Consider the following 13,222-nt stretch of genomic DNA (forward strand, 5'->3'; position numbering starts at 1 on the left):
GGGCGTAGGCGCGGTGGCATGAGGCTGCACAAGCTGGAGATGATCGCGTTCGGTCCGTTCGCCGAGCCCACGGTCGTCGACTTCGACGCGCTCGGCGCCGACGGTTTGTTCCTGCTGCACGGCCAGACCGGCGCCGGCAAAACCACGGTGCTGGACGCGATCGCGTTCGCGCTCTACGGCAGAGTCCCCGGCGCACGCGGGGAGAGCAAGCGGCTGCATTCCGATCACGCACCGGAGCACACGCCACCGCAGGTGACGCTGGAGGCGACGCTGGGTGGACGGCGGCTGCGGCTCACGCGCAGCCCCGAGTTCCAGCGTCGCAAGCGAGACGGCACCGGCCTGCGCACCATCAACCCGAAGGCGACGCTGACCTGGCTGGACGGCCGCGGGGAGAACCTCTCCCGAATACCCGATATCGGCGAGGAGGTGCTGCGCCTGCTCGGCATGAGCGCCGACCAGTTCTTCCAGGTGGTGCTGCTTCCGCAAGGCGATTTCGCCCGATTCCTGCGGGCCGACAACGAAGATCGGGAGAAGCTGCTCGAAAAGCTCTTCGACACCGGACGTTTCGGCACCGCCGAGCACTGGCTCGCCGAGCAGCGCCGCGCCGCCGAAGCGGAGTTGGACGCTCGTACAGACGGCATCAAGCGGCTGATCACCCAGGTGGGTATGGCGGCGGGGGTGGCGGATTCGGCCGGTCTGACGGAGTGCGTGGGTTGGTCACAGGACCTGCTGTCCAGCGCCCGCGCCGATCTGGCTACCGCCGTGGCGGAACTCGAACGCTGCCAGCGAGAATCGGCCCGCGCCCGCGAGCGGGCCGACCAGCAGCGTCGGCTGCACGAGCTGCGCCGCCGCATGTCCGCCGCGCGTGCCCAACTGGACGACTACGCCGCAGGCGCCGAGCTTCGGGCCGCGGCACAGGCCGAACTCGAACTCGCGCGCCGGGCCGAGCCGGTGGCCGCCGCCATCGACGAAGCGCGTTCGGCGGTGCGCATCCAGCGGCAGCGCGACGGCGAAGAGCGTGACGCGGCGCGACGACTGGCGGCCCGGCTCCTGGAACCGGCGAGCGTGGAACTCGGCGGTACCGAGCTGGTCGATCCCGATGGCGCGCAGGTGCGCGACGACGCCGACATCGACGCGGCGATCCAGCGCTGGAGCGGGCAGATCGGCGCACTGGACGAAGTGCTGACCGTCGCCGCCGGCGCCACCCGGCTCGAGGGTGAACTCGGCGCGCTGCGCACCGAGGACGCGACGCTCGCCCGGCGCGTCACCGAACTCGCCGCGCGGCGCGACGAGCTGCCCGCCGCGCTCACCGCGGCCGAGGCCAGGCTGCGCGAAGCCACCGAAGCGGTCGCGGCGTTGCCCGGAATCACCAGCGAAACCGAGCGGTTGCAGGCCGCCGCGACGGCGGCGGTCGAACTGGCCGCCCGCCGTACCGACCTCGACCACGCCCGAGTCGAGTTCGACGCCGCCCGCTCGGCACACCTCGACGCCAGAGAACTCGTGCTGGAACTGCGCGAGCGCAGGCTGTCCGGCATGGCCGCCGAACTGGCTGGTGGGCTGGTCGCCGGAAGTCCGTGCGCGGTCTGCGGTTCCGCGGAGCATCCGGCGCCCGCCCGGCCCACCGACACCGCGGTGTCCAAGGACGAGGAGGAAGCCGCCGTGGCGGCCGAGCGCGCGGCGGAGGACACCCGTGACCGCGCGCTGGCCCGCATCACCGGGCTGGAGCGGGAGATCGAGGCGCTCCTCGCCCGCGGCGGCGACACCGACCGCGTCGAACTCGCCGCAGTCCTGCGCGCCGCGACCGACCGCTACGAGGACACCTCCGAACTGGCCGCCGGCGCCGAGGGGCTGCGCATCGAACTGACCCGTTTGCGCGACGACGAGGCGCGCCTGCACGACGAGCTGCGCGCCTGCGAAGCGCGTCGCAGCGCGGTCGCCGCCACCATCGTGTCCGCGCAGTCGCGCCTTACCGAGCTCACCGAACGGCTGCGCGCCGCGGCGGGCGCCGACGAGACCGTCGACCGGCGCCGTGCCCGGCTCGCTGCCCTCGTCGCCGAGGCCGCCGCCCTGCGCGATGCGCGCGCGGAAGCGGCGGCGGCGCGGGAACAGGTCTCGCTGATCGCGGATCGGGTCGAAAAGTTGGCTCGTGCCGCGGGTTTCGTGCCGGAAGGCGAGTTCGGTGCGGCGCTGCCCGCGGACTCCTCGTCGGCGGATCTCTCCGGGGCAGGATCGGCGGTTCCCGAGAAATCCGGCGAGGTGGTCCGCCCCGGCTCGGGCTCCGCTGGTGCAGACGAACCGGTGCACCGCGACGCCACCGCCCGTGACAATGTCGCACTTCTGACCGCGTACGCGAAGGTCGTCGCGGTCGCGGCGCGCGGCCCGCAGCGGCAAGCGGAGATCGAAGCGGACCTCGTGGCGGCCGACCGCGCCCGTGCCGCGGCGGAAGCCGTCCTGGCGGAACCGGAGATCCGTGCGGCGTCGGAGCAGGAGCCCGGCGACCTGGCCGAACTCGACGCGCTCGTGGCGGCCGCGCAGAACGAACTCAACGCCGCGGTGGCCGCGCACGCCGAGGCGAGCAGGCGGGCGAGCCAGCTCGAGGACCTCGGCGGTCAGCTCTGGGCCGCCGTGGACCGGATCGCCCCGGCCCGGCAGGCGTTCGAGGAACTGGACGGCCTCGCCGACGTGGTCGCCGGGCGCGGTGCGAACAACCGCCGCATGTCGCTGCACTCCTACGTTCTGGCCGCTCGCTTGGAAGAGGTCGCTCAGGCCGGGTCGCTGCGGTTGCGCAGGATGTCCGGAGGCCGCTACGAATTCGTGCACTCCGACAAGGCCGGTCCGCGCGGTCGCCGAGGCGGGCTCGGCCTCGACATCCGTGACGACTACACCGGAGCTGTCCGCCCGGCCAAGACTCTCTCCGGCGGTGAGACCTTCATGGCGTCGCTGTCGCTGGCGCTGGGCTTGGCCGACACCGTCGCCGCCGAATCGGGCGGCCTGGTGCTGGACACCCTGTTCATCGATGAGGGCTTCGGCGGCTTGGACGCCGACACCCTGGACGCCGTGATGGGCGTGCTCGACGAACTCCGCGCGGGCGGCCGGGTGGTCGGCGTCGTCAGTCACGTGGACGAGATGCGCCAGCGCATCCCGAGCCGCCTGCACGTCCTCCGTGGCCGCGCAGGCTCCCGTTTGCAAGCGACCCTCGCCTGACAGCTCCGCGGCGGCGCCGCACCGGCATCGCCGGATTGTCATGCCGCCGTTCGCTCACCACGCCCGAACCACCTCATTAGCCCACGCCTTTTGCGCCGGGGCAGGCCCGAGTGGCACACGGTCTGCGCGCCGAATCGCCGTCCGGCGGCTCACCCTTCGTGGTCGAGCAGCCACCGCTTGATCGGCAATCCCCAGCGGAAGCCGCCGAGCGCGCCGCCGATGCGCAGGATTCGGTGGCAGGGCACGAAGAGGGCGGCGGCGTTGCGGGCGCACGCGTTGGCCGCGGCGCGGGTGGCGTCGGGGCGGCCGGAGCGGGCGGCGAATTCGGTGTAGGTGAGCGGGCTGCCCGCGGGGACGGCGCGGAGCACTTCCCACGCGTGCAGGAGGAACTCACCGGACTGCTGTCGAACGGGGATCGGGTCGATCGCCGTGAGGTCGCCTTCGTGGTAGGCGGCGACAGCGCTGGTCACCTCGCCCAGCGCATCTCGCTGCCGCAGCCCGGCAGGGCGGAGGGTGGGGTGGATCAGGCCGCGCAGGTTTTCCGCGTCGGACGTCCAACCGGAAGCCAGGACCGCGCCGTCGGAGTCGATGAGGGTGGTGAACGGTCCGAGCGGGGTATCCGTGACGGCGAAATCCGCTGTGGTGGTGCGGATGCCGCGAACTGCGGCGCGGACGGCGATGCTGGCGTTCATGATTCGACACGGCCTTTCGTGGTGGCGAGCGCGGGAACTTCGGCAGGCGTGGCGCGGCTGGTCAGCGCCGCTTTCCACAAGTGCATCGACAGGTACGACCGCCACGGCGCCCAGCGCGCGGTGTCGGTCAGATCGATGCCGAGGAGGCTCGCGCCGCGGCGGACGACCAGATCGGTGCCGAGCAGGACGTCCGGGTCGGCGAGCAGCCGCATGGTCACGTAGTCGGCCGTCCACGGTCCGACACCGTCCAGTGCGAGCAGATCGCGGCGCAGGTCGGCAGCGGTGCGGCCCTGGTGCAGCAGCAGCTCACCGGAGGCGAGTGCCGCGGCGGCCCCGACGATGGAACGGATCCGCCGCGCCGGGCCGGTCAAGACCTCGGCGCCCCGTTCGGCGATCGTCTCCGGCGCCGGGAACAGCAGCGGGATCGGCCCGTCCACCCGCTCGCCGAGCGCCTCGACCAGCCGGGCGGTGTGCGTGGCCGCGGCGGACACCGAGATCTGCTGCCCGATCATGGTGCGCAGCAGGAGCTCGGCTCCGTCCAGGCACCCGGGCACGCGAATACCCGGCGTGAACGACAGGCGCCCCGCGTCGAACGTGTTCACGTCGGGGAGCGCTTCGCTTTCGGGCGGAGAGCCCGCCCCCGCGTCCGGCAAATCTTCGGCGGCGTGTTCCGGCAATCGGTCCCCGGGGCCTCCGCGCGCCGCGGCTCCCACACCGAGCGCTTCATCGATCCCGACCGGATCGGCGTCCAGATCCAGCAGGTGCCGCAGTCGCGTCACCGTCGGCGCGAGATCGCGCATGTCGTGCAGAGACAATTCCGCCCGCACGTGGTCGCGCTGGAAGCTCAGCCGCGTGGTGGCGTGCCCGTGGGGCGTGCGCAGGTTCCTGGTGTAGGTGCGGTTCTCCCAAAGCTCCATACCCGGCACGACATGCGCGGACAGGAACCACTCCAGCCAGGCCCGGTCGAGCGGTTCTCGATAGGGCAGGCGCAGCGTGAGCGATCCGCTGCCCCCGGGCACCGGCCGCGCGGGGGCCGCGGTCTTCGCGCGCTGCGCCTCGAGTCGCATGGTGGTGGGGCTGACCGCGAACACCTCGCGCACCGTGTCGTTGAACTGACGGATGGAGGCGAATCCCGCCGCGAACGCGATATCGGACATGGGCATCGCGGTGGTCTGGATCAGCAGCCGCGCGGTGTGGGCTCGGTGCGCCCTGGCCAGCGCCAGCGGCCCAGCGCCCAGTTCGGTGGTCAGCACCCGGGTGAGCTGGCGCTGGGAATAGCCGAGCGTGGCGGCCAGCCCGGGCACCCCGGCCCGTTCGACCACGCCGTCACCGATCAGCCGCATCGCGCGCGCCGCCAGGTCCGCCCTCGTGTTCCACAGCGGCGAGCCGGGCGCCGCGTCGGGCAGGCAGCGGCGGCAGGCCCGGTAGCCCGCCTGCTGCGCCGCGGCGGCGGTCGGCAGGAACGACACGTTGGCCCGCTTCGGGGTGATCGCCGGACACGAAGGGCGGCAATAGATTCCGGTGGTGCGCACCGCGGTGAAGAATTGCCCGTCGAATCGCGAGTCCCGGGTCGACACCGCCCGGTAGCAACGTTCGAAATCCAATGCCGTGATCGTCACGCACACCACAATGGCAGCTGCGGCGAACCCGTGCTAGCGGGAATCGGCCACGACCGCGGGTGGTGGTCACCACCTCGCACAACTGCCATGACATCGCACAACTGTCGACCCACCACAGGTGTGGGAACTGCCAAAACGACGTGTGGCGGCACGCGCCGAAATCGTCCCGCTCAGCAGCAGCGGTTGGCCGGATTGCGATCCGCCTCGGCATGCCGCTGCCGCCAATACTCGCGCTCGGTCGGAACGGCGCGGTCCGGATGCCTGCGGCGCAGGTGTTCGACGTAGCGCTGGTAGTCCTGCCCGCCGAGGATGGAGTTGAACCACCAGACACCCGCGCGGAAGCCGTCGCGGCAGACGTGGGCGGCCGTGCGCAGCCGGGTGCCGGCCGGTCGCTCGGACCGGTCGGCACCCTTGCTCGCGGAATCGCTCATTGCGCGTGGACGTGTGCAGCGCCCGGAGCGCGCACCTTTCCGGTCGCGATCAACTCGTCCCACTGCTTCTGGACTTCCTTCTCCGCCGCCGTGGCGACGAATCCGCTGGGCGCGAAGATCTTCGACGGCTCCTCCGGCGTCTCGGTGGTCGTCGTCTCCCCGGAGCGCCGGGCCCGGTAGGCCACCACCGCGCCGACGACCGCCACGATCAGCACCAGCACCGCGAACACGATCGACAACGTGCCCTGGATGAAGGTGTTGCGCACGATCGCGTCCATGTCGTCCTGGGTCTTCGCCGTCAGGCAGAGCTTCCCGGCGTCCTGCGCGGTCTGGCAGATGCTGTGCTGCTTCCAGTATCCGAGCTTCGGGTCGGCGGAGAAGATCTTCTGCCACGACGCCGTCATGGTCACCACGAGGTCCCAGACCAGCGGAATGCCCGGAATCCAGGCCCATTTCGCCAGGCCCTTCTTCACCACGATCACCAGCACCACGGTCAGCGCGATGGCCGCGAGCAACTGGTTGGCGATGCCGAACAGCGGGAACAGCGTGTTGATGCCGCCCAGCGGATCGGTGACACCCATCAGCAGAATCGAACCCCAAGCGGCGACCACGATGGCGGAGCACAGCCAGGCGCCCACCCGCCAGGACGGATCACGGAACTTCTTCGCGGGTCCGCCGAAGTTGCCCAGCGCGTCGGAGAGCATGAACCGCGCCACCCGGGTGCCCGCGTCGATCGTGGTGAGGATGAACAGCGCCTCGAACATGATCGCGAAGTGGTACCAGAACGACTTCATGCTCGCGCCACCGAGGAATTGGTGGAACACCTCGGAGATGCCGACCGCCAGCGTCGGCGCGCCGCCCGTGCGGGAGATGATCGTCGACTCGCCGACATCGCTCGCCGCCTGGCTCAGCTCCGCAGGCGTCACCGCGGGCCCGCTGAGCCCGAGGCTGTTGGTGTAGGCGGCGGCCTTCTCCGCGGTGCCGCCGGTGAGACCGACCGGCGCGTTCATCGCGAAGTACAGGTGCTGGTCGATGATCGAGGCGGTGATGATGGCCATGACCGCGACGAACGACTCCATCAGCATGCCGCCGTAGCCGATCATCCTGGCGTGCGATTCCTTCTCCAGCAGCTTCGGCGTGGTGCCGGAGGAGACCAGCGCGTGGAAACCGCTCAGCGCGCCGCAGGCGATGGTGATGAACAGGAACGGGAACAGCGAGCCCGCGAAGGCAGGACCGGTGCCGCTGGACGCGAACGACGAGACGGCGGGCGCGTGCAGCACCGGCAGCGTGACCAGGATGCCGACCGCGAGCAGCACGATCGTGCCGACCTTCATGAACGTCGACAGGTAGTCGCGCGGCGCCAGCAGCAGCCACACCGGAAGCACCGAGGCGAAGAAACCGTAGGCGATCAGCAGCCAGGAGATGGTCACCGGCGAGAGTGTGAACCAGTCCGCGCCCCAGTCGGTTTCCGACACCCAGCCGCCGCTCACGATGGCCAGCAGCAGCAGGGCGAACCCGATGGCGGAGACCTCCCCGACCTTGCCCGGCCGCAGGAACCGCAGGTACACGCCCATGAACAGCGCGATCGGAATGGTCATGCCGATCGAGAAGACGCCCCACGGGCTGTGCGCGAGCGCGTTGACGACCACCAGGGCGAGCACCGCCAAGAGGATCATCATGATCACCAGAACGCCGACGATGGCCGACCAGCCGCCGATCACGCCCAGCTCGTCGCGGGCCATCTGCCCGAGGCTGCGACCGCGCCGCTTCATCGAAACCCACAGCACCAGGTAGTCCTGCACGGCGCCGGCCAGGACTACACCGACCACGATCCAGATGGTCCCCGGCAGGTAGCCCATCTGCGCGGCCAGCACCGGTCCGACCAGCGGCCCCGCGCCCGCGATGGCGGCGAAATGGTGCCCGTAGAGCACCCGCCGGTCCATCGGCATGTAGTCCTTGCCGTTCTCCAGGATCTCGGCGGGCGTGGCCAGGTCGTCGCGAGGTTTGGTGATCTTGCGTTCGATGAACCTGGCGTAGAACCGATACGCGATGACGTAGGTGGACACCGCGGCGATCACGATCCACACCGCGTTCACCGATTCGCCGCGCGAGATGGCGAGCACCGCCCAAGCTATGGCGCCGAGCACGCCGATCCCGGCGAAGATCAATTTCTTGGCCGGAGTGATCGGGGACTTGTCGACCACGCCGACGGGCGGCAGATCGGGATCGGTCCGCAGATATTCGATTGTCGCCATCGGCCTACTCTCCTGTGAAACGCGCAGGATCTTGCTGAAACACGTGACAACGTATCCGATCGGAGTTCGCCGTCGTGCCGATTCCGGACGCCAGGCGGGCACCGTGAAATATTGTTCATGTGTCGGCCGTCACCATGTGATTGCCGAACGTATGCTGCCATGCGGTTCGAGGAGCTCCACATCCGCCCTGGGAGGAGGGCTGCGTTGCGTGCGAATCCCGTCGCCCGGGTCCGTCGCCGGACGCTGCTCGGGTCGGCGCTGGCCGCCGGGCTGCTGGCAGGCGGCGGATGCGGTTCCGACGACGACGCGTTGACCTTCTTCTTCCAGGCCAGACCGGAAGAGGCGCGGGTGCGGCTGAAGATCATCGACGAGTTCCGGAAACTGCACCCGGAGATCAAGATTCGCACCATCATGTCGGGGCCGGACCCGCTGCAGCAGATGCTCACCTACTGCGCGGGCGGCAAGTGCCCGGACGTGCTGATGGCCTGGGAGCTGCTGTATTCCGGGCTGGCCGAGCGCGGTGTACTCCTGGACCTGAACGCGCTGCTGCATCGCGATCCGCAATACGCGGCCCAGCTCCGCGCCGACAGCTACCCGGCGCTGTACGACACCTTCGGCTACGCGGGTGGGCAGTACGCGTTGCCCGAACAGTGGTCGGGGATATTCCTGTACTACAACCGGCGACTGTTCGAAGAGGCTGGGATCAGCCCGCCCGTGCGCTGGCGCGACGCCTGGTCGTTCGATGAGTTCCTGGCTGCCGCTGCCGCGTTGACCAGGCATGACTCGTCCGGCCGGACCAGGTGGGGCTTCGCCGACGCCTGGGTGCCGTACTTCTCGGCGGCCTGCTTCGGCATGAACAACGGGGCCGAGTGGTTCTCACCGTCGGTGAATCCGACCAGGACCAACCTCGGCGATCCGCGGTTCGCCGAAGGGTTCCAGTTCTACGCCGACCTCGCCGTACGTCATCGCGTGGCGCCGAAAGCCGCCGACACGCTCTCGGTTTCAGCGCCCGATCTGTTCCGGCGGGGCCGGGCGGCGATGGCACTGGGCGGGCACTGGCTGTATTCCGAATTCGCCGGACACGACGATCTCCCCATCGACGTCACGGTGCTGCCGGTCGGCCCGCGGGGCGGTCCCGGCGCCGTCACCGACGTCGGCAGCACCGGGCTGGCCATCGCCGCGGACAGTCCACGCATCGAACAGGCGTGGGAGTTCGTGAAGTTCGCGACCGGGCCGGTAGGGCAGGCGATCATCGCAGCGTCCGGGCTGTTCGTGCCGGTGCTGAAGTCGGCCATGAGTTCGCCGGGTTTCGCCGCCGCGCACCGTGAGGTCCGCAATCTCGAGGTGTTCACCGACGGCCCGGCCAGTTCCCGGCCGCTGCCGGTGACCCCGGCGTGGGGCAAAGTGTCGGCCTTGCTCGAGCGCGGCTCCAACCGAGTGTTGCGCGGCGCCGCCACCGCCGCGTCCTTGGACGGGCGTTTCGCCGCCGACGTCGACGCGCTGCTGGACACGCCATGAGCCGGGCACGGCCGTCGCAAACCGCGGGCAAAGACCTCGGCGGCGTTTCGTCCCGTCTGGCCCGGCGTCGGGAGCGTGCCGGTTGGGCATTCGTCGCGCCCAATGTGGCGGCCGTGGCGATTTTCTTGTTGTTTCCGCTGGCCTTTTCGCTCTATCTGAGTTTTCATTCGTGGGACTTGTTCAGCCCCATGCGTTTTGTCGGTCTGGACAACTATCGGCGGCTGTTCGGATCCGATCCGTTGTTTCTCATCGCCGTGCGCAACACGGCCGTTTTCACGGTGCTGACCTTGGTGCCCACGGTGACGATCGGACTCGCCGTCGCCGCTGCGCTGAATCGAAAGCTGGCCGGTATCGGGATCTTTCGGACGATCGCGTTCCTGCCGCTGGTCGCGTCGGCGGTCGCGATGGCGGTGGTGTGGCGGTTCCTGTTCACCGACGACGGGTTGCTGAACCTCGCGCTCGGCTGGATCGGCATCGACGCCGTGCCCTGGCTGACCGACCCCGATTGGGCGCTGGTCTCGCTCAGCATCGTCACCGTGTGGAAGAGCGTGCCCTTCGCGACGGTCATCCTGCTCGCCGCGATGCAGGGAGTGCCGGAAACGCTCTACGAGGCCGCGAAGATCGACGGGGCCGGGGCGCTGCGGCGGTTCTTCGCGATCACCGTGCCGTTGATCCGGGGGCCGCTGTCGTTCGTCTTCATCATCACGATCATCAACTCGGTGCAGGCATTCGACCAGGCCTACGCGCTGACCGGCGGTAACGGCGGTCCGGAGACCGGGACCTATCTGCTGGGGATCATGGTGTTCCAGAACGCGTTCGGCTTCTACGAGGTGGGCTACGCCTCCGCGCTGGCCTGGGTGATCTTCGCGATGCTGTTCGTGCTGACGCTGGTGCAACTGCGGATGGCCCGGCGGTCGGAGGTGGAACAGTGAACACCTACGAGGTGGTGCGACGCGCGCTGCCGGTCCGGCGTGATCGCGCGATCGTCGCGTCCAGCCGGGTAGACCGCGCGATCGTGCGGCGGGTGGTTCGCGGGACCGTGCTGTACGCCGTGCTGGCCGGCATCGCGTGGTGCGCGCTGCTGCCGATCCTGTGGGCCGTGTCCGGCTCGCTGAAGCGGGACGGGGAAATCGCCGACGCCGCGTTTCTCCCGCAGCGGCCGCAGTGGTCGAACTACGGCAAGGTCTTCGATCTGCTGCCGATGGGGCGAATGCTGCTCAACACCACGATCTACGCGGTGTGCGTCACGGCGGGGCAGGTTTTCTTCTGCTCACTGGCCGGTTACGCGTTCGCGCGCTTGCGTTTTCGCGGGCGCGACATGCTGTTCCTCGCCTATCTCGCGACGCTGATGGTGCCGCTGACCGTCACGGTGATCCCGCAGTTCCTGCTGATGCGGGCGTTCGGCTGGGTGGACACCCCGTGGGCGATGATCGTGCCCGGACTGTTCGGCAGCGCGTTCGGCACGTACCTGATGCGGCAGTTCTTCCGTACGCTGCCCGAGGAACTGGAGGAGGCCGCCATCCTCGACGGCTGCTCCACCTGGCAGGTCTACTGGCGGGTCCTGCTGCCGCACACCCGTCCCGCGCTGATGGTGCTCGCCGTGCTCACTTGGATCACGGTGTGGAACGACTTCCTCTGGCCTTTGGTGATGATCCAGCGCGAGGACGTCGCCACCGCGACACTGGGCCTGGTCCGGCTGCAAGGCCAGTACCACACCCAGTGGCCGATCCTCATGGCCGCCGCGGTCGTCATCCTGCTTCCGCTGCTGGTGATCTACGCGATCGCCCAGCGAGCGTTCATCCGCGGCATCGCGATGTCGGGGCTGGGTGGTCGTTAGTCGGTCGAACCCCAGTAGGTGCCGAAGCTCCACAGGTTGCCCTCGGGGTCGCGGACGGTGAAGCCGCGCGAGCCGTAGTCCTCGTCGCGCAGGTCACGGACAACTTCCGCACCGGCGGCGGTCGCTCGGGTGAACAAGGCGTCCGGCTCCTCGCAGACCAGGTAGACCGAGTCGGTGCCGGTCGGGCGGGTGCCGAACGGTCCGTCGTCCTTGCCCGCCGAGCCGAACATGACGCCGCCGCCCAGCGGCCAGCGCAGTTCCGCGTGCTCGACGATCGACGGATCGTCCTCGCGGGCGTAGAGCGCGGCCTCCCGGAAGCCGAACGCCTCGACCAGGAAGGTGGCCATGGCGCGGGCATCGCGGAAGGTCAGGGTGGGCCAGACGGCGGTGCGGGTGCTGATTTCTGTCGGATTCGTCATGCGTCGATCGTCATCCGGCGGACTCGTCGGCGGCTTGGACAGATGGAACCTCCTCGGCCAGCCAGCCGGTCGGACTGGTTCCGGCGAGGTCGGCGAAGTCGCGATCCAAATGGGCCTGGTCGTAGTACCCGCACGTGGCGGCCACCTGAGCGATCGTGATGTACGAAGGCGTCTGCGCGAGCATGCGCCGCGCCCGCTCGAAACGGGTGATCCGAGCGGCGAGCTTCGGGCTCAGACCGAACTCACGACTGAACCGGCGCGTCAGATGCTGCCTGCTCCACCCGATCTCCTCGGCCAGCGGGCCGATCGCGATGCCGCCGCCCGAACCGACCACACTGCGCCAAGCCCAGGTGAGTTCGGGACCGACCGAGCGATCCGGATCGGCGAGCCCCGAAAGCACCTGATCGCAGGTGGCGAAACGAGCAGGCCAGGTCGGCGCGGATTGCAGCCGCTCCCACAACTCCCGGCCTGCGGGGCCGACGACATCCGAGAATTCGACCGACGTGTCCCACAGCGCCGCCGCGGGGATGCCGAACAAGGTGCGGCAACCGAGCGGCGTCAGCGCCACGGCCACGCCCTCTTGGCGGCCGTCGTGCGCGATCAGCGCCGTGCTCGCCTGCAGGCCGCTCAGCACGCACCGGTAGTTCTGCGGAGCCTGTCGCGGATCGGTCTGCTCCACGACGTCGATCGTGGGGCCGATCGCGACGATGAACGTCATGTGCCGCGAGGGCAGCCCGCGATGGATCCCCGCCGCGAACCCGGACATGCGATACCCGAGGTAGCGGTCGATGAACGCCGCGAGCGCGGGTGCCGGACGCGCCGTCACCACTTCCGTGGTCGGCTCCATACGGGTCACGCTACGCCAGGAGACCGACATGTGGCCCGCCGTGAGGTCGATCAGTTCGCCACGTTGACGTGCTTGTGAATCGCCGATCCGTCGGTGGCCGGGTCGAGCAGGCAGCCGGCTCGGTCGTCGGCCGCGATACGGATACCGAACAGTACGTTCCGCTCGACCGCGGTGCGGACGCGGCACCAGCGCCGGTTGAATCCGCTCGCGAATCGGCACGGACCCTGGTTCGTAGTCTCGGGCAGTGGGCGCGGCGGGTGCGTCGATCGTGACGGCGAACGCTTGCCGGGGCGCCTCTCCGCCGGCGCCAGGGGACGGTGAGATGTACCACTACAGCGTGTAGTTGACTGGGGTCACCGGCCTGGATCCGGTTACCGTTGCGCCTCCTAACGATTTCTGG

At 69.6% G+C, this 13,222-nt stretch carries 10 protein-coding genes; 4 read left to right on the plus strand and 6 right to left on the minus strand.

Translation table 11 applies throughout. The annotated features are described in order from the left end of the window. Nucleotides 1-18: 18 nt before the first annotated feature. A complete protein-coding gene (locus LTT66_RS18750) occupies nucleotides 19-3,204 on the plus strand; it encodes an AAA family ATPase (RefSeq protein ID WP_233059949.1) in 3,186 nt (1,061 codons plus the stop codon). A 149-nt stretch (nucleotides 3,205-3,353) separates the two neighbouring features. Here the strand turns inward: LTT66_RS18750 and LTT66_RS18755 are convergent, their stop codons facing one another. The 4 genes from LTT66_RS18755 to LTT66_RS18770 all read right to left on the minus strand — a co-directional run bounded on the left by LTT66_RS18755 (nucleotide 3,354) and on the right by LTT66_RS18770 (nucleotide 8,201). Beyond that, nucleotides 3,354-3,896, minus strand: coding sequence for a methylated-DNA--[protein]-cysteine S-methyltransferase (locus LTT66_RS18755; protein ID WP_233059950.1), 543 nt, complete (start codon nucleotides 3,894-3,896; stop codon nucleotides 3,354-3,356). Beyond that, nucleotides 3,893-5,524 (minus strand): DNA-3-methyladenine glycosylase 2 family protein, encoded by a 1,632-nt coding sequence (locus LTT66_RS18760; RefSeq protein WP_233059951.1) that lies wholly within the window; start codon nucleotides 5,522-5,524, stop codon nucleotides 3,893-3,895. The genes LTT66_RS18755 and LTT66_RS18760 overlap by 4 nt, the downstream gene beginning before the upstream one ends. 161 nt (nucleotides 5,525-5,685) lie before the next feature. Continuing rightward, the gene (locus LTT66_RS18765; RefSeq protein WP_233069319.1) at nucleotides 5,686-5,889 is read right to left on the minus strand and encodes a YbdD/YjiX family protein; all 204 of its coding nucleotides are present in this window, start codon (nucleotides 5,887-5,889) and stop codon (nucleotides 5,686-5,688) included. Between the two features lie 53 nt (nucleotides 5,890-5,942). Continuing rightward, a complete protein-coding gene (locus tag LTT66_RS18770; protein ID WP_233059952.1) occupies nucleotides 5,943-8,201 on the minus strand; it encodes a carbon starvation CstA family protein in 2,259 nt (752 codons plus the stop codon). A 204-nt stretch (nucleotides 8,202-8,405) separates the two neighbouring features. Here LTT66_RS18770 and LTT66_RS18775 point away from each other — a divergent pair, with 204 nt between their 5' ends. The 3 genes from LTT66_RS18775 to LTT66_RS18785 are packed head-to-tail and all read left to right on the plus strand — an operon-like array spanning nucleotide 8,406 to nucleotide 11,556. Beyond that, nucleotides 8,406-9,719, plus strand: a complete 1,314-nt coding sequence (locus LTT66_RS18775; RefSeq protein WP_233059953.1) for an ABC transporter substrate-binding protein — start codon at nucleotides 8,406-8,408, stop codon at nucleotides 9,717-9,719. A gap of 56 nt (nucleotides 9,720-9,775) precedes the next feature. Next, on the plus strand, nucleotides 9,776-10,651 hold the full coding sequence (locus LTT66_RS18780) for a carbohydrate ABC transporter permease (RefSeq protein ID WP_233069320.1): 876 nt from the start codon (nucleotides 9,776-9,778) through the stop codon (nucleotides 10,649-10,651). A 50-nt stretch (nucleotides 10,652-10,701) separates the two neighbouring features. Continuing rightward, the gene (locus LTT66_RS18785; protein ID WP_233069321.1) at nucleotides 10,702-11,556 is read left to right on the plus strand and encodes a carbohydrate ABC transporter permease; all 855 of its coding nucleotides are present in this window, start codon (nucleotides 10,702-10,704) and stop codon (nucleotides 11,554-11,556) included. Here the strand turns inward: LTT66_RS18785 and LTT66_RS18790 are convergent. Further along, nucleotides 11,553-11,975 carry a VOC family protein gene (locus LTT66_RS18790; RefSeq protein WP_233059954.1) on the minus strand — a complete coding sequence of 141 codons (423 nt, stop codon included), beginning with the start codon at nucleotides 11,973-11,975 and terminating at the stop codon, nucleotides 11,553-11,555. The genes LTT66_RS18785 and LTT66_RS18790 overlap by 4 nt on opposite strands. 10 nt (nucleotides 11,976-11,985) lie before the next feature. Next, nucleotides 11,986-12,822: a helix-turn-helix domain-containing protein gene (locus LTT66_RS18795; protein ID WP_233059955.1), complete on the minus strand. Its 837-nt coding sequence runs from the start codon at nucleotides 12,820-12,822 to the stop codon at nucleotides 11,986-11,988. Nucleotides 12,823-13,222 lie beyond the last annotated feature (400 nt).

It is taken from the genome of Nocardia gipuzkoensis, assembly GCF_021183645.1.
Classification (GTDB): Bacteria; Actinomycetota; Actinomycetes; order Mycobacteriales; family Mycobacteriaceae; genus Nocardia; species Nocardia abscessus.